We start from the raw sequence: 22,499 nt of genomic DNA on the forward strand, positions 1-22,499 counted from the left end.
ATCACCGTAAACCGGCCCAACGGGCTGCGCGTCGAAGTCGAACAGAGTGACGGCGAGAAGCATCTCGTCCTGTACGACGGCAAGGACATCACGGTATCCAGTCCTACAGAAAACGTCTATGGGCAGGATGGCGAACATTCGGGTGTGTCCCTCAGTTTGTCCCATCAGGTTCGCAAAAGCCGTACCGGCAGGCCCCTTAACGCTGCCAATGAGGATTTCCGGCATGGCATCAGCACCTTGCCCCTCGCTGGAAAACACGGTGGCCTCCCCCATCCTGAACCAAATTGCACCTGACATAAAAACTCCGATCATTAGGCTAAAGCTGCATTCTATGATGGATGAAGTTACAGGGGCAATAGCTCAAGCCACGAGCTAACAAAAACCATTATCCATCTTTCAGATTTTAATCGCTACGTAAACAGCAAGATTTCATTAAAAACTGTGTCATATCAAACACTTTTTAATATACGTCCTGATTAGCAAGGATCGTCAGCTAAAAACTAAAGGCAACGTCAAACCGGTAGTAATAAGCCTGAAAAACCTGTGAAACTGTTAAAATGAATGGAAAGTCCTGTGGGTCTCGACCGAGTGTGGCAAGTCTTTACCCAAAACGGCGACGTCTAGGCACTGGGGCTTTTATGCTATAGCAAAACTGGGCGGATTTACCGATACCAAGCGCACTGGATGTGTCGGTTGGGACACGATTTGGCAGGGTTGGTTTCGATTTCAAGAACGGCTTCAGGGATACCAACTCAGCAAGTTGGTGCTCGCTGAGTTATGATTAAGGGACAGTCTTACGACCCGTATCCGGACTTTGGCCCTGAATATAAGCCCACTAGCTTAGCTGGTGGTTGTTTAGTTTGGCTGAAGCTTGTAAGTAATACCAATCCCAAAAAGTTGTTATATGAAACCCCTCACCCTGGCCTTCTCCCTTTGGAGAAGGTATCAATGAGAATTTATTGGGATTGGTGTAATCAGGAAAACTTATGTTCAGGGTGCGGTCGGCTGGTATCTGGCCCCGATGCCTCATCGCATACCCCTATTATGCTCATCAATCGTTGAATACGCTTACGATTCCAGCCTTGTTCATAGTCTTAATTCAATTGGGCAGTTATGCGTCTGGCCTGATATTTGGGGTATACTACATAATTCATTGTAGGTCTCGTTAATTTCTGTTTGGGTCGAAGGAAAACTATTCCATCCAACCTGCTTCCGAGATATAGCACTTAATTGTTTGAATTCGCGTAATAACAAAAAGGGGAAATCCACTTTACTCTCGTAACCCCTATATATAGTGGTTGAATATCTGTTACCCAAGGATAATCTGATTCCGTGACACGCCGTCCGCTAGATAGGATTTTTCGCTGATTCATATATACTGCATCTTCTGCCTACGAGAGCGAAGTGAATTCCCCTCTTAACAAAAAACAGTATTATGGATTTTAGAAAAGATATTAATGGGTTAAGAGCGATTGCTGTAATTGCCGTAATCCTTTTTCATTTTGGTGTCTCCAGAATGAAAGGCGGGTTTGTCGGCGTTGATGTTTTTTTTGTGATTTCCGGATTTCTCATGACCGGAATTATTTTTAATAAAGTAGATCGAGGGAATTTTTCTCTAATTGGCTTCTACCTTGATCGCGGTCGCCGAATAATTCCGGCTCTTGCATTTCTTTGTTTTGTTTTGCTCGTAGCTGGATGGTCTTTACTGACTCCATCCGAATACAAAAATCTCGGGAAGTCTGTGGGTGGTAGCCTAGGATTTATATCTAATATTATTTTTTGGCGTGAAGCAGGGTATTTTGATCAAGCCTCGCACGAAAAGTGGTTATTGCATACCTGGTCGCTTTCTGCGGAATGGCAGTTCTACATAGTCTATCCATTAATCATTCTTCTATTGCGAAAATGGCTGGCGGCATCACGGGTTCGTTGGGGATTATTTTTTTTTGCGGTCTTTTCATTCTTGATTTCGATTTATGCGTCTGGTCGATGGCCGAGCGCCGCGTTCTATTTGCTTCCGACGCGGGCATGGGAAATGCTGGCTGGTGGACTGGTTTATCTTTTCCCTATAGCCATAAAAGAACGTACTGGAACGATGTTGGAGTTGATCGGAATTGGCCTTATTGCTTTTAGTGTTATGTATGCCAGTGCAGATGATATTTGGCCAGGTTGGTTGGCATCTATCCCAGTTTTAGGTGCGGTTTTGGTCATAATGTCAAAAAGAAATGAATCTTTATTGACCTGCAATCCGATAGCGCAGTTTATTGGAAAAACTTCTTATTCTATTTATTTGTGGCACTGGCCCTTAGTGGTTGCACTTAACGATTTTGGTGCTGCAGCCTAAGCGTTATGGGTTATGGCGGCGATTGCCGCATCATTTTTTTTAGGTTACTTATCTTATTTTTTTATTGAAGGTTTTGCAGGGAGAAAAAACAGGTACGTTAAAGGTATAAGTCCAAATATAAGAGTCGGGGGTACATTAATTCTTGTTGGTTTTTTGGGGACGTTTGTTTTTGTATTAAAAGGTGTTCCTGGTCGTATGAAAGCTGAGTTTTACGATAGTACAAAAGATATGGTTATGCCGCTATTCAATAATGGGTGGTGTTTCTACAGTATTGACTCTATTGACGAATTGTCTATAGGTAATGATGGGTTAAAATGTGAGCTCGGGGATAAAGCATCGGGCATCAAAGGATTGTTGTTTGGTGATTCTTATGCTGGTCATAATGGCCCGTTTTGGGATGTTGTTGGATCAGACAATCATATAAAAATAAATTCTGTTGCTACAAATTGGTGCTATCCAAGTATTACAGGAGAATTTACCGGGCCTTCATCTAGCAGAGCTTATAAGCAGTGCAAGATAAATAGGGATTACTTGGTAAATAACCTTTTTGATTATGATTTTGTTGTTTTTGCTGGCGCGTGGGATGATGTATATTACCAAAATAAAGAGCAAGGTCTTTATGATGCAATATCTTTAGCGTCTGATAAGACAAAGCTGGTAATTTTGATGGCTGCTCCGACTACTTTTGATGTTAATGTTAAGTCTAGGTACGAGAGAAGTCTTTTGTCTGGATTGAATTTTGATATAAACGAACTCAGCAAAGAAAAAGACAAAGTGACTCGAGAGGCAGATGAAAAATTAGAAATTTTAGCAGGTAAGTATGATAATGTTTTGTACTTGGACAGAAAGTCTCTTTTTAATATTGGCGGGATTCCTTCGGATGTGACTAAAGATAATATCCCATATAGTTTAGATGGTGCCCATATAAGTATATACGGCTCTAGGATGTCTGCTTTATCATTTGAGAATTCAACTATTTATAATAAATTTAAAGAAAGAATTTCAAAAATAAACCCGAATAAATACCGTCTTGCCACCCGAAAAGCAAGCGATAATTAAACGGCGGTGTAGGGTCAAAAGGCTTGCCTGATTTGTATACCGAAGGCAATATGAATAAGCTTACGCATGGCGGCGCAAGCAATGGCTTTACCGCTTTCGCTGCGAGGCGGGGGGGTGGCTACCGTTTAGGAATTGCTAACTGTTCGATGGCGGTGTATGTTCCGTTTTGGTGGATTGCTGGCGCAAATCCATCTTACGGCAACGCTTTATCTGCCCACTGTTAAACCAAGAATCTATAAAATGGACTAGACAAGAAAAATAACCTGCCCTACGTTACGCTATACCATCCTGCAACAGAATGATGCACAAATCGTACTGAGTGTTTTCAACCCTGACATTATAGGAACCTCTGAATAACTGAAGGAAATCATTGCGGTTGGCTGTAAAAGGCGTAAATTATCAAAAAAGTCGTTGAGTTATGCCGTTATCATTTTTAACATTTTGGCTGGATTTGTTCAGAGATTTCTATAGATTCGGCCTTGTGAAGTTTTAATACTTCGTGAATTAAAGCTATATGTAGAAAGAGATACAGGCAAATTGGCTTCAATCTTTAAAAGGCCGGATCACATAGAATATTCTATGCCCATAATTTCATTAGCACTATTTTCCTTATTTAAGTCAGGCAACTTTTGCTATAGACTGTAATAAGGCCTATCTATCCCAGAAATCATTGGATGCACATCCATCGGGCAAGAAAAAGTTGAAGTCCCATTCAATGCCTATCAATTTAATGACTTATGAACACGAGCAAAACGACCCAATTACCCAGTGCCATATTTGCGCTGTTATTATGCCTGTCTTCCGCTAACGCAACATCACAACCCCGGATGGCAGTCCTTGATTTTGAGCTTAGGGATCACACGCTTGCGCCTGGCATTCCGCAAGAAATAGCGCGTACGGCTTCGGTTAAGCCGATGCTGGAAGAAGAATTAAAAAAATCAGGCTACGACATTGTTACGATACCGCTAGATGCTCAAACACAGGCCACCGCAGGGGTGGGTTATCTTTTCGATCACCACGATGTTGCCGCGCAACTGGCACAGCAATACGGCGCAGACTATGTGATAGTGGGCAGGTTGCATAAACCCAGTTTTTTGTTTGTGTACCTGATGGTGCACCTAATTGATGTTAAACAACAGCGCTTGATAGCGGATTATTTGTCTGAAGTTAAAGGTGGAGAGAAAAAGCTGACCCGTAAAGGGGTGGAGAGCTTGGTTGTTAAAGTCAACGATACTTTTAGCGGCTTGAAATAAGTTTCTACTGCGAAATTTTCAGCCTAATGGGGATCTCTAATCTAATGCTTATAAAATGCTGTGCTCCTGGCATATTTTCTCACTATCCTCTTCGGTCAGCGGTTCCTTGGTCAATCCGCACAAGTACCCATCTGACAATAGGGTAAAAAATTGGCAGGTTTTGCATATCCCAAAAGAGTGTGATTTGTTCGATTTTTGCAAGGCGGTTAGCACGGTCACCAAGGCTTCGTCGTAACGGGGTAATTCATTGGCCTGCAATAAATCAGAAGCCTGATTGAACAACTCGCACGGCCTGGCTTTCGCCAATGTTGCTTTCCCTTCGGGAAGTAGGCTGAGATGGACAACACGCCGGTCTACGGTGTCCGTTGTTTTTTTGATATAGCCTTTTTTTTCCAATAACAACAGGGTTTGTGACACCGTTCCCCGAGTCATGCCCAGATAATTGGTGAGGGCAGCCGGGGTATCACTGTACTTATTGCATCGCGACAAGTAGTCCAGAACCTGTAAATGTACGGATTGCAGGCCAAATTCCGTACATTTTTTACGTTCTTCTGAACGTATCAATGCGGACATGCGTTCGATAACGTCGAAAACGGTAACTTTTTCCATAAGTTAAAGTTCCTTAAGAAAGGATAAGTTGACAGTGAAGTGATGGTAACATAAGCTATATGTTTCGATTCGCTATTTTATACCAGGTCTTTCTTTCGGAGATAATTATGCCACTTTCCCATGTCTATGACACCTATGCAAAAGCTGCGAGTGGAAGAATTATGCACTTTGATGTGGTTCTTGATGAACAGGATCAAGATAAGGCCTTGCGTTATGCCAAGGAATGGTTAGCCAGTATGGGTCACGCGGATGCGGTTGTGACCCAGGAAAACTGTGCTTTTTGCCACAGTGCTGAGGCACCGCCGGAATTACGTAAGCAGATAGACGCCCAAGGTTATGCTATCTATAAGCTTGAAGGTTGCCCCAAATAAAAATTCGGGATTATCATTAGCTTTGCTTGCCTTACCACACTACAAACGAGCCAATGACAACAGCAGATGAACCCATTCCATCACCCTGCATAAGACATTGTTGCCTGAACGAAGAGGATGTGTGCGTGGGTTGTTTCCGTTCATTGCCTGAAGTTGTTGGCTGGGCCAATGCTGATAACGCAACCCGGCAAATGATTTTGAATAACACAAAAAGTCGCCGTGTCGCCTATCATGAAAGATATAAGCATTTTCTTGGATAGGATTACAATGCCCACTTCATGGAATTCAAATGAGTTGCCATCATGTTGAACACTGCCGCCTTATTACCAAGCCTCATTGAAGCTGTAGCAAAAACTATTGAAAACAATGCCGAAGAACTGACCGAGCTGGATCAAGCGATAGGTGACGGCGATCATGTGGCTAATTTGCAACGTGGCATCCAGGCGTTGATGGCTCAAAGTGGGGCTTTAAGCCAACTCGATTGGCAGGCTGCCTTGCAGAAAATGGGTATGACCATCATGTCCTCAATAGGCGGCGCATCCGGCTCACTCTATGGCACGTTATTCATGGCCATGGGCAAGAACCTGCAAAATCAGCCATTAACGTTAACGACCTTTGCCGATGTATTTTTAAAAGGTGTGGAAGCCGTTAAGCAACGTGGCAAAGCGGACAAGGGTGAAAAAACCATGCTGGATGTATTGATCCCGGTAGCAGGACAGTTACACCAGGACGCAACCAAGCCGTCCCAATTGATTGACTTATTTGAGCAGGTTAAGCAGGCGGCAATAGCGGGTGCGGAATCTACCCGCGATATGGTTGCGACTAAGGGCCGCGCCTCTTTTCTGGGCGAGCGCTCACGAGGCCATATTGATGCGGGAGCAAAAAGCAGTCAGTTAATGATTTGTGCGCTTGTCGATGCGTTATTGATTTGGTCCGATTATGCCTGAAACCGTTTGGGCTGGACTAATCCAAAGCCCACTAGCCTTTCGACAGGCTCAAGGTGAACGGAGTTAATGGCTACACAAGGCCGAATCTATAGTCGATGTGTTGGTTGTGAACCTAGGGCACACTCTAACCACCCCACCGCAATGCTGCGGTATGGACTGGGGCATCCCACAAGCGCGTCAGTTCTTCGTCGAGCAGGGTCAAGGTAATCGAAGTCCCCGCCATATCAATTGAAGTGGTGAAGTTGCCGACTAGGGATCGGATAATACGTAAGCCCTTTTTTTGCCAGAATGCCGCCGCCAAACCGTAAACCAAATACAGTTCCATTAGCGGCGTTCCACCGAATCCGTTGACATGGAGCAACATTTCCTGGCCTTTCTTTGGATGCAAATCTTCATCAATAATCGTAGCCACCTGTTCAACAATGTCCGCTGCGCTTTTCAAAGGCACAGTTTCACGACCGCGTTCTCCGTGGATACCGACACCCATCTCCATTTCATTGTCGCCAATCGCAAACGTCGGTTTGCCTAAAGCGGGCACTGTGCAACTGGTCAAGGCAACACCCATAGACGCAGTTGCGAGGTTGATACGGTCGCCCAGCGTTTTGCACTCAGACAAACAGACACCATTTTCAGCCGCCGCGCCGACCATTTTTTCTACCATCAAGGTTCCCGCCACGCCGCGCCGTCCTGTGCTGTGCGTTTTCGGTAAAGAAACATCATCGCTGACAAGCACGGAAGCGCTCGTAAATTCCAACATTTCCGAAGCGATTTCAAAATTCATCACATCGCCGGCATAATTCTTGACGATGAACAAAACACCACCGCCTTGTTGGACGGCTTGCGCCGCAGCCAGCATCTGGTCGGGGCTAGGGGAGGTGAATATTTGCCCAGGACAGGCCGCGTCCAACATGCCTGTGCCGACAAAGCCGGTATGCAAGGGCTCATGCCCGGAACCGCCACCTGAAACCAGCGCAACCTTGCCCGGCCCTTTAAGCGTTTTTCTTTTGACGTACCGGGGTTCTGCGCTGAATTCAATGATGTCGCTATGGGCAAGGGCAAATCCCTGTAGGCTCTCGTTGAGGACTGTATCGACGTTATTGATGAATTTTTTCATGGAACTGCCTCTCTTTATTAACGGGCTGTTTAGTTTCCAAGCCGGAGCGCCAAAAACAACGGTTATGCTTCAAGCTTGTGCAAAGCTAGCCTTCCTTGCACCTTTTTTGTTAATGCAACAAACCTTGTAATACGGCAGGTTCACTGGCTGAATGAATGCAGCGCAAGGGTATTGAATTCACCTTCCTACAAAGCATCCAGCCAACCTTGCACCAGTTTTACCCTAGTAGGATCGCCTAACACCTTAAACAAATCAATACTCTTTTGAAAAGCCAGTTTGGCTTGTTCCTTATGGTCTTGTTGCGCATAAACTACCCCCAAGTTATTGTAATTAATTGCCATGCCTACTTTATGGCCTAAGCTTTCATAGAGTTTTAAAGCCTTTTGATGATACCCAAGGGCTTTATCCAGGTCGCCTCGGATTTGATAGACAATCCCAAAGTTAGTGTAATCCGCCGCCATGCCTTCTTTACTGCCTAAGCTTTCATCAATCGTTAAGGCTTTTTGATGATGTTCAATGGCTTTATCCAGATCGCCCCGGATTTGATAGACATTCCCCAAGTTGCCGTAAGCCATTGCAATTTCTTCTTGGTCGTGATGCGCCTCACCCAATGCCTGTACTTTAGCTGTAAGCGGCAATGGCCTCGCCTAAGTCACCGACACAAGCCAATAAATGCCCTAGATTATTCCAGCCATCGGCATTATCGGGGTCTAGCCCTGTGGCACGGCGATAGGCTTGCAAGGCTTCCTGGGTATTGTCCAAATAGGCTAAGGCACCGAGGTTGCGGTACGCTTCCGCCCCTTGTTTGGCTTCCTGATCGGCTTTATGCGCGGCGTTGGCAAACAGGGCTTTCGCCTGGGTGGTATCGCCTTTGGGCTAATGCGGCCAATGCGGCTTTGACTTGCGCTTCGGTGCCAAGAGTATTTTGCCCTTTGCTTAACGCCGTCACTGCTTCGGTAAGTGCCTTAAGTTCGTCTTTGGTTTTTGTTTCGAGCTGGTGTTTGTTTATCAGCTTGGTAACGATATTTTCGACACTGGCAGAGGTCATGCCGATAGTCACGTCACCTGTCGCAACGACAGCGTTGCCGCCATTACTGGCTGTCGCCGTAATATTTCCCGAACTGGCGATGCCATTACCGGAGGCTGTGATCGTGGGCTTGGTTTGTGTTGGTTTCTTCGAAAAGTGTAAATAGGCTTTCCATACTGCGGCTACCAATACAACAATGCCGCCACCGATAAAGGTAATCAATTCCCAGTTTTCTGGCTTAGACAGCCAATCCCAAGCATTTATTATCAGATTCATTAGCCTGATCTAAATAGTGAACATTACAACGAATGATAAATGAAACAGCAAGCTATTGATAATAGATTTGTTGCTTTGGCCATTGGAATACCTGGAACAGATGCGTGAGCAAGCTAAGAATTTGCGTTATCAAGTAGCCTCGATGCAGCTTGCGGAATCGGGAGTTTCAGAGCTTCGATATTCCTCGACCGAGCAGGACGGGGTATGTGCCTGCCTCTTAATCACAACTCAGCGAGCACCAACTTGCTGAGTTGGTGCCACGGTATTTAGGCATTGAAGTCGATGATAACATTGGAAATGGCGGAACAAACGGAAGTCTAACTAGACTGAATTCGTAAGTGGCCAATTTATTATCGGTCACTTACGTATTGCTTTGATCTGTTAATTGACAAACTTAAGCCGGACAGTCTCGAAAATATTTCGGCTAATGGAGCTACGAATATTTACAGCAGCCCTTATAATATGCCTATGTAATATTCCTATGAGAGAAGACCATGAAAACAGTTAACGTCAGTGGAGTGAAAAACAATCCTAGTGAAGCGTTGCGGATGGCGCATGATGACTTAGTATTGGTTATGAACAGAAACGAACCAGATGCATTAATGATCGGGCTTAAATCCTCCAAAATTATAGGGTTGCCCGGTGTGCGTGAAGCACTTCCAACCGCATTGTTCAGGGACGGCGATTTATCATTAGCACGTTCTGCGAAGCTGGCAGATATGCCACTGGCCGAGTTTATCGCACATATTTCACGGCTGGGAATCCCTGCCATCAGTCAAACGGCAGAAGAAGTGCAACAGGATATGGATACCCTGGATCAATGGTTGAAACAGGCATAACCAGACGTGGGTCGGTTCGTTGTTATTGGTTCCAGTCCCTTGATCGGACTGGCGATAGTGGATGGATTAAAGTGGTTGCCTGAACTCTTTGAAACAGTTTTTCTGCCCGAGTCAATAAAACGTGAAGTGTTGCCGGGTGTAGCCGTGCGTGGAGAGGAAAAGATTGCTCATGCCATCGACATAGGCTGATTAAAGGTATGGCTTGAACCAATAAAACCGCAGTTAGATATTGATCTGGATATGGGGGAAACAGACTGTATCAATCTGGGTTTGGGGCATGCGGGTAAGGTTTTGCTAATTACGGATGAACGCGCAGGTCGTTCCGTGGCGAAGGAAAAAGGGCTAAATGTTGTCGGGACAGCAGCAATTATCGGTTTGGCCAAAAAGCAAGGCCTGATCCCATACGCACGAAAGGCTTTTGAGGTTTTGCATGCTTCTGACTTTCGTATTTCATCTACAGTTATCAATCAGGTACTGATCAGTGTTAATGAACAGATCTAATTCTGATTTGAAACCAGTAGCGTAGAAGCAATGCAAAAAGTTCGTTTAACCACAATTTGACTAAATAACTTTTGAAAAAAAGCAATTCTTAAACTACCAGGCTTACACTTCATTTTTTTATCTTTAAAATGTTACTTCAACCTTAAAATATCACCTGTTCGGTTTTTCCCAAGAAAAGCCTATCTTCAAGAACCTGTCCTTTGACCTGGAAAAGGGTAACCGTCGGGCACTTATCAATTTGGAGAGGTCACGCACCAATGTTTTCGAGAAATAACGCAAGGGGGGCTGAAGGTTATTGGAGAAAAAGCCTGAAAAAGATTGCAAATACAAGTGGTGAGTAAGCTTGACTACAACTATAACTTAATACTTTCGAGTATTTTTCTGCAAGGATCTTTAATGAAGATTGTAATATTTGGTGGCGGCGGTTTTATCGGTTCGACGATAGCGGATCGTTTATTGGTGGATGCTCACGAACTCAGGATTTTTGAACGGCCACGGGTTGCACCCTATCGAAAGTTTGCACAATCCGAGCGGGTGGAGTGGATGACAGGGGATTTTTCAAGTACTCATGACGTTAGCGATGCAATCAGTGGCATGGATGCTGTATTGCATCTGGTTTCGACCACCCTACCCAAGAATTCAAACGATGACCCAATTTACGATGTACAAAGCAATGTTGTGGCAACACTTCAAATGCTCAACGCTATGTTGGCCCATAACGTTCGCAAGATAGTCTTCATCTCTTCTGGAGGTACCGTGTATGGCAACCCGATGTATTTACCTATTGATGAAAAGCATCCTACAGACCCTTTAGTATCATATGGCATTACCAAGCTTGCCATCGAAAAATACCTGCGGATGTACAGTCACTTGTATGGAATCAGTACCATCACACTGAGAGTTGCTAATCCGTACGGCGAACGTCAACGTATCGAAACCGCACAGGGTGCTGTTGGGGTTTTTCTTCACCATGCACTCAAGGGCTTGCCAATAGAAATTTGGGGGGATGGCAGCGTTACCCGGGATTATATTCATGTAAGCGACGTGGCAGAGGCTTTTGTTCGGGCAGTCGAATACTCAGGCGAGAAGAGTTGTTTTAACGTCAGTTCTGGTGTTGGCACCAGTTTGAATGAACTTATTGGGATACTTGAAGTAGTAGTCGGCAAGCCCGTCGAGGTTAGCTATCTGCCAGGTAGACCATTTGATGTCCCAGTGAATGTGTTAAGCAATGACTTGGCAAGAGAAGAATTGAAGTGGATTCCTTCAATCTCTATGCGGGAAGGCATCGCCCGCACTGCTGAATGGATGAAGTCTGAATTGGTAAAGACGGACATTTGAGCTGACATTAGGTCTTCGACAAATTGAAAATTCTTCTTACAGTCCATCAGTTTTTTCCTCAATATGCGGCTGGTACAGAGGTGTTGACTTTATCGGTTGCCCGAGAATTGATTACTCGCGGGTACGAGGTGCATGTCCTTACAGGGCATCCGGGCATCAAAGAGTTACAAGATGAAGATAGATTTGACGAATACGATTTCGAAGGTATTCATGTCTATCGTTTTCATCATGCATACACTCCAATGGCCGGGCAGATATCAATGATTGAGGTCGGTTACGATAACCAACTTGCGGCCAAATATTTTGGCCAGATTTTAGAAAAGTTCAAACCCGGTGTGGTGCATTTTTTCCACTTAAACCGATTGGGCACCGGGCTGATTGAGCATGCTGTACGCGCAGGTATTCCATGCTTTATGACCCCAACGGATTTTTGGAGCATCTGCCCAACTGGGCAGCTCGTATTGGGCGACGGCAAACTGTGTTCCGGCCCAAGTGCTTATGCGGGCAACTGCGTAAAGCATTTTGCTCAGAGTACCAAAAAAGGATGGGCTGGCAAAGTTGCCCAATGGCTGCCGACGGTTGCCATCGACTTGCTAGTGCGACTCACCCAAGCTGAAATCATGCCACCCTATCCGCAGCAAGTAGAGGTGAAGGCAATCAGTTCACGCCTAGCAAAAAACGTCACACGGCTGAACCAATTGAGCAAAATTATTTCCCCTAATAGTTTTATGACTGAGAAGTTAATTAAATTTGGAGTGTCGCCAGAATTGATTGTCCAGTCAGCCTTTGGGGTTGAGGTGCCAAAGGAATTGATAAAGGTGGATCGTCAGTCACTTCGCCAACCTTTCAGGGTAGGATACATAGGCACACTCGCCCCGCATAAGGGTTGTCACATCCTCATTGATGCATTTAAAGCTTTACCTGGTGGTAAGGCCATATTGAAAATATACGGCAATTTGGAAGATCTACCCGAATATTCGTGTGTGCTAAAGCGATTCGCTGATACTGTCGATAACATAGAGTTTTGCGGTATCTTCCACAATTCTAAAATCAGCGAAGTGTTAGCAGATCTTGATGTGCTGGTAGTTCCCTCTCTGTGGTATGAAAACACTCCGCTAGTAGTTTATTCGGCTCAAGCGGCAAATTGTCCGGTGATCGCTTCAGATTTGCCCGGTATCTCTGAGGTCATCCGAGACCAGGTAAATGGTCTACTATTTGAAACAGGCAATGTGGAAGAACTTGCAAAACGATTGTCCCGATTCATTGGCGAGCCTGATCTTGTGTCCCAGCTAAGCACTAATGCTGTGCAGCCGAAATCAACAGTAACTTACGTTGATGAGCTGTCGAAAATATGGGAGGGAAAGTAAATGGCACCTGTTACTGTTATTATCGTAAATTGGAACTGCAAAAAGTTTCTTGAGCAATGCTTGTTTGCGTTGATGAATCAGACACTTAAGCCGTACGAGATTATCCTGGTAGATAATGCGAGCTCAGATGGGTCGGTTGAGATAGCACGGCGGTTTTCTGAAGTTCGGTTAATGTTACTGGACCAGAACACGGGCTTTGCAAAAGGCAACAATCTGGCAATCGAAGAGGCATCTGTGGATTCCAAATGGATAGCGCTCATTAATCCCGACGCATTCGCTCAACCACGCTGGTTGGAAACTCTCATGGCAACTGCCGAAGATAATCCAGAATTTGATGTATTCGGCAGCCAGTTAGTGAGTGCATCCGACCCAATGATTTTGGATGGAGCGGGGGATGCTTATCATTTGAGTGGCCGGGTTTGGCGCATGGGGCAAGGCGCACCAGTAGCGACTTCTGCAGGGATTGAGCAAGAAGTGTTTTCCCCTTGTGCAGCGGCAGCCCTCTATCGACGCAGTGCCTTACACGAAGTCGGGGGGTTCGACGAGGACTACTTCTGTTACGTGGAAGACGTGGATCTGGGTTTTCGCCTAAGATTGGCAGGGTATCATTGCCTATATGTACCACAGTCCGTCGTTCATCATATCGGTTCGGGTTCCACGGGTGGTCAACATAGTGATTTTGCCATATATCATGGCCACCGTAATTTGGTTTGGACTTTCGTGAAGGATATGCCAAGTTTCTTATTCTGGCTCCTGCTGCCTGTACATGTGTTGTTGAATATTGTGAGTATTATCAGGTTTGCGTTGGGTGGGCGTGGTAGGGTGATTCTGCGAGCTAAGCGCGATGCATTGTTGGGTTTGCCTAATATGTGGAAAAAGCGCCAGCATATTCAAAAAAACCGAGTTGCTTCAGCTAGTGAAATTTGGCAACAGTTGGATAAGCTGATGATTCCATCAAAATTTGGTAGGAAGTAAGTGTAGGTTTTATTCACCCTGTATTCAAGCCGGATAAATACTGTCAGGTTTTTATGAGCGCTGAAATGATTCTCAGTGTCACCTTACCCTTTTTTTGCTGTACCACTCCACTACCATTAGAGCATGCGGTTGGTTAAGATAGAAAAAACTTTAAACAAACACCCGCCAGTGATTTCTATCTCTGTAGTCAGTCATGGACAAATTTATTTAGTTAAAAATCTTCTACATGACATTGCACAGCATTGCCAACCTTTATTGGTTGAGATAATTCTTACGCTTAACCTGGAGGAAGAACTACCCTTTCCCGTAGAAGTTTTCCCGTTTCCGATAAGCATTATCCGCAACTCGATACCGCAAGGTTTCGCAGCTAACCAAAACCAGGCTTTCAGTTATGCGACCGGACAATTTTTTTGTGTACTGAATCCAGACGTCCGGCTTAATGAAGACCCTTTCCCCGCTTTACTTGATTGTTTGCAAGATGCTTCTGTAGGGGTGGTTTCTCCGCTTGTCCTGAATGAGCTTGGCTTATTGGAAGATTGTGCGCGCCGCTTCCCAACGCCACTAAAGATACTTTGCAAGGCATTTGGCAGGTGCAAAGGCAGCGACTATGTAGTGAAAGATAAACCTATCTTTCCCGATTGGGTGGGTGGCATGTTTATGGTATTTCCGTGCGAAATATTTAAACAGCTAACCGGATTTGATGAGCGATTCTTTCTTTATTATGAAGATGTGGATTTATGCGCCAGGTTGAGATTGAAGGGTTATGAAGTGGTTATGTGTACCAATGCCAAGGTGGTTCATTATGCCCATCGAAGTAGTCATCAGAATTTTGAATACTTGAAATGGCATTTTACGAGCATGATGCGTTTTTTTTGTTCAGTGGTTTTTTTGAAAATTTTTTGCTTAAAATTGAAGAAGCTATGCGTTCAAATATTGGATGTACAAGCTATCAAAAATCAATTTAAAATGTAAATTAATGAAAATCTAATTAATTAGATTCAAAATGTTACAAGTTATTTATCTAAAATTTTTACATTATAAATATTATCCTTGCTTCAATTCAATAAGCTTAATTATGCAATAGACTTTCATGAAAATTCTTATTACTGGAGCTAACGGTTTTGTAGGGAAATTGCTTTGTGGTGAGTTGTTTCTGCAAGGTTATTCAGTCCGCGCGGGGGTGCGTTCAGTAAATTCACCAATCGAAGCCGTTGAAACGGTTATTGTTGGAGCAATAGATGGTGAAACGGATTGGTCAAATGCACTACACAAGATCGATGTGGTTATACATCTAGCAGCACGGGTACATATTATGGAGGATGATGCTGTTGATTCCTTAGGGGAGTACCGCAAGGTAAATGTTGAAGGTACGTTAAATCTAGCGAAACAAGCTGCAAAGCGAGGTGTGACGCGGTTTATTTTTCTTAGTTCGATCAAGGTCAATGGCGAACTCACTGAACTCGGTGAACCCTTTAAAGAAGACGATACTCTAAATCCCCAGGATAATTACAGCTTTTCCAAGTCTGAGGCTGAGAAAGGACTTTTTCTCAGCGCACAGAAAACTGGGATGGAAATTGTAGTTATACGGCCACCACTGGTTTATGGGCCAGGAGTGAAGGCTAATTTTGCAAGCATGATGAAAGTGATACAACGAGGCATTCCATTACCGCTCGGCGCTATCTACAATAAACGTAGTTTTGTATACATAGGTAACTTGGCAAGCCTGATTCTACGATGTATTGACCATCCTGCGGCAGCCAATCAAGTTTTTCTCGTTTCTGACGGATGCGATATTTCCACCACGGAATTATTGCATGCTTGTGCAACTGCGCTTGGGGTTAAAACGAGGCTCTTGCCTGTGCCGCAAAGTTGGATTGAGCATGGGGCAAGGTTGCTAGGCAAACAAGACGTAGCGCAACGATTGTGTGGCTCTTTGCAAGTAGATATTACTAAAACACGTCAGTATTTAGATTGGATACCTCCGATCCCTCTTGCAGAGGGGCTGAAAGCAGCTGCACGAAGTATGTCTTCAGGATTAAATTCAGAGTGATTTATTACTATGAAGCGATTATTTGATCTGTTGTTAGCTTTAATTGCACTTATTGTTTTGAGCATTCCGTTGTTTTTTTTGGGACTTTTGGTCAAATTCACATCAAAAGGCCCGATCTTGTATTGGTCTGATCGAGTCGGCCGTAACAACCTAATCTTTAGTATGCCAAAATTAAGGAGCATGCAAATAGATACGCCAGCGGTGGCCACACATCTGCTTAACCAACCTGATAGGTACCTTACTTCGATAGGAGGTTTCTTGCGAAGAACAAGTCTTGACGAATTGCCTCAGCTTTGGAGCATAATTAAAGGTGATATGAGTTTTGTGGGTCCACGGCCTGCGTTGTTTAATCAGGATGACCTTATTGCACTTAGAAGCCAATGTGGTGTTCACCACCTGATGCCGGGATTGACAGGTTGGGCGCAGATTAACGGAAGGGATGATTTACCTACGCTGCAAAAGGTCGAATATGATATAGAGTATCTGCAAAAGAAATCTTTTGGCTTTGACCTTTATCTTTTAGGGCTCACTTTTGTCAGGGTGATCTGTCGTGAAGGCGTTTCTCATTAACAAGATCACACTGCCATGCACGAAACCCTGTGGACTGGGCAACATGCCTGTCCGGAAAAACTCTGTATTAAAAGCCCGTAACCCGTAAGGCAATTCACTGTAGCTTTAAGGTTGGTGACAGTTTGCAGTCGCGAACCCGCCAAGTTTATCAAAAAATAATCTTAGTATCTTTCAATACACTATAAATATCATCAATCGATTGTTTGCTGGCGTCAAAATTCATATCCGCCAGCCCACTATTTTCTATGCAAAGGCAAAGCAAGCCGGCGTTTTTGATGGCTACAACCAAAGCCGCGCTGGGTATTTCCAGTATGGTCGCAGCATGGCCGTTATCGAACAGTTTTCTTTCCAGTTGATACGCGAGTGTTTTAGCGTTTGTGCCCGTTAAGGCAATGGCGGTTGCGGTTTGGCTAAAGCGGGCGGCGCGTTCTGCGGCGCTGACGGGTTGCAGGGCTTCATCGCCAGTGATGCCGGTAATCATGCCAGCGCCGAAGGTGCCATTGCTCAGGCGGTCGATAATGATGAACGATCCAGTCCACTTGCTGTTTTTGTAGGGATCAAAAACTACCGGAGCGTTGACGGAAACGGTGCAAGAACCTATTTCGTTGAGTTTGAGTTCATTGGCATCATGATGTTCCAGGGTATTGACATCAATCCGGTGATGGATCAGGGAAATAGAACCGTATACCTTCCGAGTCGCCAACTTTATGGCGTATTGACGGCCTGGGGTGAGCGGTTTCTCTGCCATCCAGACGATACTGGCCCTGAATTTGTCGGAGACCACCGGGGCTGCCTGGTCTTTGCCGATCAGCATATCGCCACGGCTGACATCAATCTCATCTTCAAGGGTGAAGGTGACCGCCATGGGCGGAAACGCTTCTGGAATATCGCCGTTGTATGTGACGATAGCCTTGATTTTGCTGCTTTTGCCCGAAGGCAATGCGGTAATCACATCGCCTTTGTGGAACACCCCTGATGCCACTGTGCCGCAGAAACCACGGAAATCAAGATTAGGGCGATTGACGTATTGCACAGGGAAACGCGCATCGTCAAAATTATGGTCGTTGGCGATTTGAATAGTGTTCAACGCTTCCATCAACGGCAACCCTGTAAACCAGGGCATGTTATCGCTGCGGTTGACGACGTTATCGCCGTCCAGCGCGGACATGGGGATAAAACAATTGTCGTGCAAATCCAGCGTACTGATGAAGCTGAGGTAATCCTGTTTGATCTTGTTGAACACGTCTTCGCTATAAGCCACCAAATCCATTTTGTTGACCGCGACTATGATGTGTTGGATACCCAACAAAGACGCAATAAAGCTATGTCGCTTGGTCTGTGTCTGCACACCGTAACGGGCATCGATCAGGATGATGGCGAGATCGCAGGTTGATGCGCCGGTCGCCATGTTGCGGGTGTATTGCTCATGCCCTGGGGTGTCGGCAATGATGAATTTGCGGGTGGAGGTCGAAAAGTAGCGGTAGGCCACGTCGATGGTAATGCCTTGCTCCCGTTCGGCTTGTAGCCCGTCTACCAATAAGGCCAGGTCGATCTTGCCTGCGCCCGTGGTGCCGGATTTAACACTGTCGGCTTGCACCGCCGCCAATTGGTCTTCATAGATCATCTTGGAATCATGCAACAAGCGGCCTATCAAGGTGCTTTTGCCGTCATCGACATTGCCACAGGTCAAAAAACGCAACATTTCCTTGCGTTCGTGTTGTGCCAGATAAGCGTTTATATCAGTGCTGATGAGTTCGGATTGGTGGGACATGAAAATTTCCTAAAATTTTAGGCACAAGGCACAAGGTTATATTGTTCGAGATTTAATTAGGGCTGAAAGCATTTTTGATATTTGTTCGGCTTCGCTTTTCCAATTGAAACCAACATCTTTTGCAATGTAACCAATCTCTAAGCCAATATAAATCTGGGTACGCAACTCACCACATGAGCTTTTTGCGTAATAAAAAAATTTAACAGAGTCCTTGTCACTATTACGCTCAAATCCTTCAGCGATATTGCTAGGTACAGACAGGCTGCTCCGTGTTATTTGATCTTTAAAATTAAAATCCTTACAGTTTTTCAGTGTCTTACATATCTCAACGGATAAGCGGCAAGAACGCTTCCAAACCTCCAAGTCTTCAAATCTCATAATGCTGTTTAGAGCCTTGTGTCTTTCGCCTTGAACCTGCTTTTTTCAAAAATACCCTTCGCGTTTCTTTTGTTCCATGGAACCCGCTTGGTCGTGGTCAATCAAACGGCCTTGACGTTCTGAGGTGGTGGTCAGCAGCATTTCTTGGATGATTTCAGGCAAGGTGGTCGCGGTCGATTCGACCGCTCCAGTCAGCGGATAGCAACCCAGGGTACGGAAGCGCACCATTTTCATCTCGACTTTATCTTCAGGGCCTATGGGCATACGGTCATCATCCACCATGATTAACATGCCGTCTTTATTGACTACGGGACGTTCTTTGGCGAAATATAAGGGTACGATGGGGATGTTTTCCAGATGAATGTATTGCCAGATGTCCAGTTCAGTCCAGTTTGAGAGCGGAAATACCCGGATGCTTTCGCCTTTGTCCACCGTGCCGTTGTATATGTTCCATAATTCTGGGCGCTGGTTTTTCGGATCCCAACGGTGGTTTTTATCGCGGAACGAGTACACACGTTCTTTGGCGCGGGATTTTTCCTCATCACGCCGCGCTCCACCAAAAGCCGCATCAAACTGGTATTTGTTGAGGGCTTGCTTGAGTCCGTCCGTTTTCATGACATCCGTATGTTTTTTACTGCCGTGTGTAAACGGCCCGACACCTTGATCAACACCATCCTGGTTGATGTATACCAGCAAATCTAAGCCGAGGTTTTTAGCCATATTGTTCCGAAACTCAATCATTTCCTTGAATTTCCAGGTGGTGTCGATATGCATCATTGGAAACGGGGGAACACCGGGATAAAAAGCTTTCATGGTCAGATGCAACATGACGGCTGAATCTTTACCGATGGAATACAGCATGACAGGTTTTTCAAATTCTGCCGCCACTTCGCGGATAATGTGGATGCTTTCGGCTTCCAGTTGTTTAAGATGGGTGAGCTTGTAATCGGCCATTAATGTTGTACGTCGTGGAGTCTGGGAGATTATTACCCAGAAAAGCTTAGAAAATGTTCAGACCGCCCATTTTAGTTGGAAAGGGTCTCTATTGCCAGAAGTGCATGCTTGGGCTTTAGTAATTTGAAAAGTATTTTGTTTGGATGATAGCCCAATTCGTTTTTTAATCTCAATTCCACAAGTCTATTATCTTTTGGTGCTAACCATATCAAGTGCCAAAGCCTCAGCCACTTGAATGCCATCTACGGCGGCGGAAAGAATACCTCCTGCATAGCCAGCGCCCTCCCCTGCTGGATACAGTCCTTTGGTATTGATGCTCTGATAACAGGCGTTGCGTTTGATACGGATGGGTGATGAAGTGCGGGTTTCAACGCCCGTCAATACCGCATCCGGCATGGCAAACCCCAGGATTTTTTTAGCAAATGCAGGGATGGCTTCACGAATCGCCGCTATAGCATAATCTGGCAAGGCTGAATCGAGATTACACAGATGCACGTCAGGCAAGTAGGAGGGCATCACCTTGCCGAATGATGTTGAGGAGATGTTAGCCAGAAAATCACCGACTAATTGTCCGGGAGCCGCATAGGTTTTGCCTCCAAGTATGTAAGCGTGGGCTTCCAGGCGACGTTGGTAATCGATTCCTGCCAGTGGATGTCCAGGGTAATCATCCGGCGTTATGCCAACGACAATGCCGCTATTGGCGTTGCGTTCATTCCGGGAGTATTGGCTCATGCCATTGGTCACTACATGTTCCGCCTCAGAGGTGGCGGCAACCACCGTGCCACCCGGACACATACAAAAACTGTAAACCGAACGGCCATTTTTGCAGTGATGCACCAATTTGTATTCGGCGGCGCCTAATATTGGATTATCCGCATAGTTACCAAATCGGCAGCGATCAATCAAAGATTGCGGATGTTCAATCCGAAAACCCACAGAAAAAGGTTTAGCCTCAATATACACGCCTGATTCATAGAGCATCTTGAACGTATCACGGGCGCTATGACCGACAGCAAGCACGACATGATGGCTAGAGATGACTTCACCATGGGCAGTAACGCCCCGAACCTGACCATTTTCAATTTCGATCCTGTCAACCCGGCTTTGAAAGCGGATTTCTCCGCCTAGCGACTCAATCGTCGCCCGCATTTGTTCTACTATCGTAACTAGCCGATACGTGCCAATATGGGGTTTGCTGACGTAGAGGATTTCGGCAGGCGCACCCGCTTTTACGAATTCTGTAAGCACTTTCCGCCCATAATGGTTGGGGTCCTTGATTTGCGTGTAGAGTTTGCCATCGGAAAACGTGCCTGCGCCGCCCTCGCCGAATTGCACATTGGATTCGGGATTGAATTGCCGTTTTCGCCACAGGCCGAAAGTGTCTTTGGTGCGTTCCCGAACTTCTTTGCCCCGTTCCAGGATGATCGGGCAAAATCCCATCTGCGCCAGGATTAATCCCGCAAATAAACCGCAAGGCCCCGTGCCGATAACAACAGGCCGCATCGTCAGGTTTTTGGGTGCCTGGGTTACAAAACGGTAAGAAGTATCCGGCGTTAACGAGATTTTCGGATCGTTTTTCAAACGCGATAATATGGACTGCTCATTTTTTATTTCAACATCAAGGGCATAGATGAGGTGGATCTCATTCCGTTTGCGGGCATCATGCGCACGGCGGAATATCTTATAGGCGATAAGGTCTTCTTCGGCCATATCCAGCCGGGTTAGGATCGTGGATTTGATTGCGCCTTCCTGGTGGTCTAAGGGGAGTTTGAGTTCGGTGATTCTCAACATTTGGGTTTTGCTAATAGTTAAGGTGTCGCTACCGCGACGATTATTATTAATCGGGTTCTCGCACCCGAGGACGAGCTACTTTCTTTTGCCACACCCCTAACGGGCGCTGTTCCTAATAAAAACGCCGGTGCTCGGTGCGGTATACGGGAATGCCATTCTTTGGCGGCGCAACATTATTTGGACAATATTGTCTATATTATGACGTTTAAATTCACTAGTGGGGTTTAGTTGTGACGACAGGAAAAAATTATTACAGTTCTTGGTATTGCGTTGGTTATTATCGGGCTTGCGGTCAACTATGCACCTTGGCTAATTAACTGGTTTGGCAAGTTGCCCGGCGATATTCGTATTCAGACTAAACAACCACCAGCTTCAGCTGGTGGTTGTTTAGTTACTATCTCGATGCGACCAAAACTAGGGGAGGAAAGTGGAATTTTTTTTAGAGATGCCCAATGGAGAAAGTTTTTGTATACGCAGGGAATAAAGGCTCGGAGTTATGCGGGATCCACAGTAGGTTTCGAAGAGGAACAGATCAGGAAATGTATCCGAAACCAAGAACAGCTAGAAGGACAAGACCATGAAGATAACGGGGGAGTCTTAATAAACCGCTGAGTCCTAACCATGGCCCCTTGGGGTCACTAACAACCGTCAAGCTCCCACTTAGCAGGGGCGTATGAGGATAGGTACATCCGAACAAGCCCGTTATACGTGGCATGCATGGAATTATCAAGAATGTTACCCCTATAGTTACCCCCATTAAATCAACGCTGCCCCTGTTTTCGGTCAAAAAAGCCGCATGGTTAGCGGTCTTATGGGTTGTCCCAGGAACGCACTAAACAATAAAGGGAGTCGCTATTTTTGCGAAAGCTTGTTTTGGGCGTCCCAGCCCAAGCAAGCGGCAAAAACTTAACGCGACCGCCAATGCCTGCGGCTGCCCCAGCCGTCCTGCTTCCCTCGTTTTATACCCA

25 protein-coding genes and 2 pseudogenes are annotated in these 22,499 nt (G+C 45.4%); 17 read left to right on the plus strand and 10 right to left on the minus strand.

Going from position 1 to position 22,499, the window contains the following annotated elements:
• Positions 1 to 24: 24 nt before the first annotated feature.
• Positions 25 to 69 (plus strand): annotated as a pseudogene (locus ACLQ6D_RS08190) (hypothetical protein); the annotation flags it as partial.
• A gap of 57 nt (positions 70 to 126) precedes the next feature.
• Here ACLQ6D_RS08190 and ACLQ6D_RS08195 read toward each other — a convergent pair.
• Positions 127 to 297: pseudogene (locus ACLQ6D_RS08195) on the minus strand (formaldehyde-activating enzyme); the annotation flags it as partial.
• A 1,138-nt stretch (positions 298 to 1,435) separates the two neighbouring features.
• Here ACLQ6D_RS08195 and ACLQ6D_RS08200 point away from each other — a divergent pair.
• From ACLQ6D_RS08200 to ACLQ6D_RS08210, 3 genes are all read left to right on the plus strand, one after another.
• Positions 1,436 to 2,341 (plus strand): acyltransferase family protein, encoded by a 906-nt coding sequence (locus ACLQ6D_RS08200; protein WP_411726794.1) that lies wholly within the window; start codon positions 1,436 to 1,438, stop codon positions 2,339 to 2,341.
• A 12-nt stretch (positions 2,342 to 2,353) separates the two neighbouring features.
• The gene (locus tag ACLQ6D_RS08205) at positions 2,354 to 3,400 is read left to right on the plus strand and encodes an SGNH hydrolase domain-containing protein (protein ID WP_411726795.1); all 1,047 of its coding nucleotides are present in this window, start codon (positions 2,354 to 2,356) and stop codon (positions 3,398 to 3,400) included.
• 737 nt (positions 3,401 to 4,137) lie between these two features.
• Positions 4,138 to 4,653 (plus strand): DUF2380 domain-containing protein, encoded by a 516-nt coding sequence (locus ACLQ6D_RS08210; RefSeq protein ID WP_411726796.1) that lies wholly within the window; start codon positions 4,138 to 4,140, stop codon positions 4,651 to 4,653.
• Positions 4,654 to 4,701: 48 nt separating this feature from the next.
• Here the strand turns inward: ACLQ6D_RS08210 and ACLQ6D_RS08215 are convergent, their stop codons facing one another.
• Entirely contained in the window at positions 4,702 to 5,262 is a 561-nt protein-coding gene (locus ACLQ6D_RS08215; RefSeq protein ID WP_411726797.1) for a MarR family winged helix-turn-helix transcriptional regulator, read from the minus strand.
• A gap of 107 nt (positions 5,263 to 5,369) precedes the next feature.
• Here ACLQ6D_RS08215 and ACLQ6D_RS08220 point away from each other — a divergent pair, with 107 nt between their 5' ends.
• From ACLQ6D_RS08220 to dhaL, 3 genes are read left to right on the plus strand one after another with little or no spacing between them, the layout of a single operon-like run.
• Positions 5,370 to 5,633 (plus strand): DUF2024 family protein, encoded by a 264-nt coding sequence (locus ACLQ6D_RS08220; protein ID WP_411726798.1) that lies wholly within the window; start codon positions 5,370 to 5,372, stop codon positions 5,631 to 5,633.
• A gap of 53 nt (positions 5,634 to 5,686) precedes the next feature.
• Complete coding sequence (locus ACLQ6D_RS08225; protein WP_411726799.1) at positions 5,687 to 5,893, plus strand: DUF1289 domain-containing protein; 207 nt, start codon at positions 5,687 to 5,689, stop codon at positions 5,891 to 5,893.
• Between the two features lie 42 nt (positions 5,894 to 5,935).
• The gene (dhaL, locus tag ACLQ6D_RS08230) at positions 5,936 to 6,580 is read left to right on the plus strand and encodes a dihydroxyacetone kinase subunit DhaL (protein ID WP_411726800.1); all 645 of its coding nucleotides are present in this window, start codon (positions 5,936 to 5,938) and stop codon (positions 6,578 to 6,580) included.
• A gap of 124 nt (positions 6,581 to 6,704) precedes the next feature.
• On the opposite strand, the gene dhaK is transcribed toward dhaL, so the two are convergent.
• The 4 genes from dhaK to ACLQ6D_RS08250 form a co-directional block, all read right to left on the minus strand.
• The gene (dhaK, locus tag ACLQ6D_RS08235) at positions 6,705 to 7,694 is read right to left on the minus strand and encodes a dihydroxyacetone kinase subunit DhaK (RefSeq protein WP_411726801.1); all 990 of its coding nucleotides are present in this window, start codon (positions 7,692 to 7,694) and stop codon (positions 6,705 to 6,707) included.
• A 185-nt stretch (positions 7,695 to 7,879) separates the two neighbouring features.
• On the minus strand, positions 7,880 to 8,332 hold the full coding sequence (locus ACLQ6D_RS08240; RefSeq protein ID WP_411726802.1) for a tetratricopeptide repeat protein: 453 nt from the start codon (positions 8,330 to 8,332) through the stop codon (positions 7,880 to 7,882).
• Positions 8,316 to 8,456 (minus strand): tetratricopeptide repeat protein, encoded by a 141-nt coding sequence (locus ACLQ6D_RS08245; protein ID WP_411726803.1) that lies wholly within the window; start codon positions 8,454 to 8,456, stop codon positions 8,316 to 8,318. The genes ACLQ6D_RS08240 and ACLQ6D_RS08245 overlap by 17 nt, the downstream gene beginning before the upstream one ends.
• A 61-nt stretch (positions 8,457 to 8,517) precedes the next feature.
• Positions 8,518 to 8,997, minus strand: coding sequence for a hypothetical protein (locus ACLQ6D_RS08250; RefSeq protein WP_411726804.1), 480 nt, complete (start codon positions 8,995 to 8,997; stop codon positions 8,518 to 8,520).
• A 494-nt stretch (positions 8,998 to 9,491) separates the two neighbouring features.
• Between ACLQ6D_RS08250 and ACLQ6D_RS08255 the strand changes: the two genes are divergently transcribed.
• The 9 genes from ACLQ6D_RS08255 (at position 9,492) to ACLQ6D_RS08295 (ending at position 16,637) form a co-directional block, all read left to right on the plus strand.
• Complete coding sequence (locus tag ACLQ6D_RS08255; protein WP_411726805.1) at positions 9,492 to 9,836, plus strand: UPF0175 family protein; 345 nt, start codon at positions 9,492 to 9,494, stop codon at positions 9,834 to 9,836.
• A gap of 6 nt (positions 9,837 to 9,842) precedes the next feature.
• Complete coding sequence (locus ACLQ6D_RS08260) at positions 9,843 to 10,025, plus strand: hypothetical protein (RefSeq protein WP_411726806.1); 183 nt, start codon at positions 9,843 to 9,845, stop codon at positions 10,023 to 10,025.
• A 51-nt stretch (positions 10,026 to 10,076) separates the two neighbouring features.
• Positions 10,077 to 10,337 carry a DUF3368 domain-containing protein gene (locus tag ACLQ6D_RS08265; RefSeq protein WP_411726807.1) on the plus strand — a complete coding sequence of 87 codons (261 nt, stop codon included), beginning with the start codon at positions 10,077 to 10,079 and terminating at the stop codon, positions 10,335 to 10,337.
• A gap of 396 nt (positions 10,338 to 10,733) precedes the next feature.
• Positions 10,734 to 11,675, plus strand: coding sequence for an NAD-dependent epimerase/dehydratase family protein (locus ACLQ6D_RS08270; protein ID WP_411726808.1), 942 nt, complete (start codon positions 10,734 to 10,736; stop codon positions 11,673 to 11,675).
• A gap of 23 nt (positions 11,676 to 11,698) precedes the next feature.
• Positions 11,699 to 13,042 carry a glycosyltransferase family 4 protein gene (locus tag ACLQ6D_RS08275; protein WP_411726809.1) on the plus strand — a complete coding sequence of 448 codons (1,344 nt, stop codon included), beginning with the start codon at positions 11,699 to 11,701 and terminating at the stop codon, positions 13,040 to 13,042.
• On the plus strand, positions 13,043 to 14,017 hold the full coding sequence (locus ACLQ6D_RS08280; protein ID WP_411726810.1) for a glycosyltransferase family 2 protein: 975 nt from the start codon (positions 13,043 to 13,045) through the stop codon (positions 14,015 to 14,017).
• Positions 14,018 to 14,140: 123 nt separating this feature from the next.
• Complete coding sequence (locus ACLQ6D_RS08285; RefSeq protein ID WP_411726811.1) at positions 14,141 to 14,989, plus strand: glycosyltransferase; 849 nt, start codon at positions 14,141 to 14,143, stop codon at positions 14,987 to 14,989.
• 118 nt (positions 14,990 to 15,107) lie between these two features.
• A complete protein-coding gene (locus ACLQ6D_RS08290; RefSeq protein ID WP_411726812.1) occupies positions 15,108 to 16,067 on the plus strand; it encodes a UDP-glucose 4-epimerase family protein in 960 nt (319 codons plus the stop codon).
• 9 nt (positions 16,068 to 16,076) lie between these two features.
• Entirely contained in the window at positions 16,077 to 16,637 is a 561-nt protein-coding gene (locus ACLQ6D_RS08295; RefSeq protein WP_411726813.1) for a sugar transferase, read from the plus strand.
• A 148-nt stretch (positions 16,638 to 16,785) separates the two neighbouring features.
• Here ACLQ6D_RS08295 and cysN read toward each other — a convergent pair whose 3' ends face one another.
• The 4 genes from cysN to ACLQ6D_RS08315 all read right to left on the minus strand — a co-directional run bounded on the left by cysN (position 16,786) and on the right by ACLQ6D_RS08315 (position 21,531).
• Positions 16,786 to 18,408 carry a sulfate adenylyltransferase subunit CysN gene (gene cysN, locus ACLQ6D_RS08300; protein ID WP_411726814.1) on the minus strand — a complete coding sequence of 541 codons (1,623 nt, stop codon included), beginning with the start codon at positions 18,406 to 18,408 and terminating at the stop codon, positions 16,786 to 16,788.
• A gap of 36 nt (positions 18,409 to 18,444) precedes the next feature.
• Entirely contained in the window at positions 18,445 to 18,786 is a 342-nt protein-coding gene (locus ACLQ6D_RS08305) for a four helix bundle protein (RefSeq protein WP_411726815.1), read from the minus strand.
• A gap of 45 nt (positions 18,787 to 18,831) precedes the next feature.
• Positions 18,832 to 19,740 carry a sulfate adenylyltransferase subunit CysD gene (gene cysD / locus ACLQ6D_RS08310; RefSeq protein WP_411726816.1) on the minus strand — a complete coding sequence of 303 codons (909 nt, stop codon included), beginning with the start codon at positions 19,738 to 19,740 and terminating at the stop codon, positions 18,832 to 18,834.
• Positions 19,741 to 19,926: 186 nt separating this feature from the next.
• Positions 19,927 to 21,531 (minus strand): NAD(P)/FAD-dependent oxidoreductase, encoded by a 1,605-nt coding sequence (locus ACLQ6D_RS08315; RefSeq protein WP_411726817.1) that lies wholly within the window; start codon positions 21,529 to 21,531, stop codon positions 19,927 to 19,929.
• Positions 21,532 to 21,780: 249 nt separating this feature from the next.
• On the opposite strand from ACLQ6D_RS08315, the gene ACLQ6D_RS08320 reads away from it, so the two are divergent.
• A complete protein-coding gene (locus tag ACLQ6D_RS08320; protein WP_411726818.1) occupies positions 21,781 to 22,143 on the plus strand; it encodes a DUF2905 domain-containing protein in 363 nt (120 codons plus the stop codon).
• Positions 22,144 to 22,499: the final 356 nt, after the last annotated feature.

This window comes from Methyloglobulus sp. (assembly GCF_046714055.1).
Classification (GTDB): domain Bacteria; phylum Pseudomonadota; class Gammaproteobacteria; order Methylococcales; family Methylomonadaceae; genus Methyloglobulus.

Bases quoted from the DNA above. Each gene is read 5' to 3' on its own strand.
- ACLQ6D_RS08200 (WP_411726794.1), top strand. From the start codon at position 1,436: ATGGATTTTAGAAAAGATATTAATGGGTTAAGAGCGATTGCTGTAATT.
- ACLQ6D_RS08205 (WP_411726795.1), top strand. From the start codon at position 2,354: ATGGCGGCGATTGCCGCATCATTTTTTTTAGGTTACTTATCTTATTTT.
- ACLQ6D_RS08210 (WP_411726796.1), top strand. From the start codon at position 4,138: ATGAACACGAGCAAAACGACCCAATTACCCAGTGCCATATTTGCGCTG.
- ACLQ6D_RS08215 (WP_411726797.1), bottom strand. From the start codon at position 5,262: ATGGAAAAAGTTACCGTTTTCGACGTTATCGAACGCATGTCCGCATTG.
- ACLQ6D_RS08220 (WP_411726798.1), top strand. From the start codon at position 5,370: ATGCCACTTTCCCATGTCTATGACACCTATGCAAAAGCTGCGAGTGGA.
- ACLQ6D_RS08225 (WP_411726799.1), top strand. From the start codon at position 5,687: ATGACAACAGCAGATGAACCCATTCCATCACCCTGCATAAGACATTGT.
- dhaL (WP_411726800.1), top strand. From the start codon at position 5,936: ATGTTGAACACTGCCGCCTTATTACCAAGCCTCATTGAAGCTGTAGCA.
- dhaK (WP_411726801.1), bottom strand. From the start codon at position 7,694: ATGAAAAAATTCATCAATAACGTCGATACAGTCCTCAACGAGAGCCTA.
- ACLQ6D_RS08250 (WP_411726804.1), bottom strand. From the start codon at position 8,997: ATGAATCTGATAATAAATGCTTGGGATTGGCTGTCTAAGCCAGAAAAC.
- ACLQ6D_RS08255 (WP_411726805.1), top strand. From the start codon at position 9,492: ATGAAAACAGTTAACGTCAGTGGAGTGAAAAACAATCCTAGTGAAGCG.
- ACLQ6D_RS08265 (WP_411726807.1), top strand. From the start codon at position 10,077: ATGGGGGAAACAGACTGTATCAATCTGGGTTTGGGGCATGCGGGTAAG.
- ACLQ6D_RS08270 (WP_411726808.1), top strand. From the start codon at position 10,734: ATGAAGATTGTAATATTTGGTGGCGGCGGTTTTATCGGTTCGACGATA.
- ACLQ6D_RS08280 (WP_411726810.1), top strand. From the start codon at position 13,043: ATGGCACCTGTTACTGTTATTATCGTAAATTGGAACTGCAAAAAGTTT.
- ACLQ6D_RS08285 (WP_411726811.1), top strand. From the start codon at position 14,141: ATGCGGTTGGTTAAGATAGAAAAAACTTTAAACAAACACCCGCCAGTG.
- ACLQ6D_RS08290 (WP_411726812.1), top strand. From the start codon at position 15,108: ATGAAAATTCTTATTACTGGAGCTAACGGTTTTGTAGGGAAATTGCTT.
- ACLQ6D_RS08295 (WP_411726813.1), top strand. From the start codon at position 16,077: ATGAAGCGATTATTTGATCTGTTGTTAGCTTTAATTGCACTTATTGTT.
- cysN (WP_411726814.1), bottom strand. From the start codon at position 18,408: ATGTCCCACCAATCCGAACTCATCAGCACTGATATAAACGCTTATCTG.
- ACLQ6D_RS08305 (WP_411726815.1), bottom strand. From the start codon at position 18,786: ATGAGATTTGAAGACTTGGAGGTTTGGAAGCGTTCTTGCCGCTTATCC.
- cysD (WP_411726816.1), bottom strand. From the start codon at position 19,740: ATGGCCGATTACAAGCTCACCCATCTTAAACAACTGGAAGCCGAAAGC.
- ACLQ6D_RS08315 (WP_411726817.1), bottom strand. From the start codon at position 21,531: ATGTTGAGAATCACCGAACTCAAACTCCCCTTAGACCACCAGGAAGGC.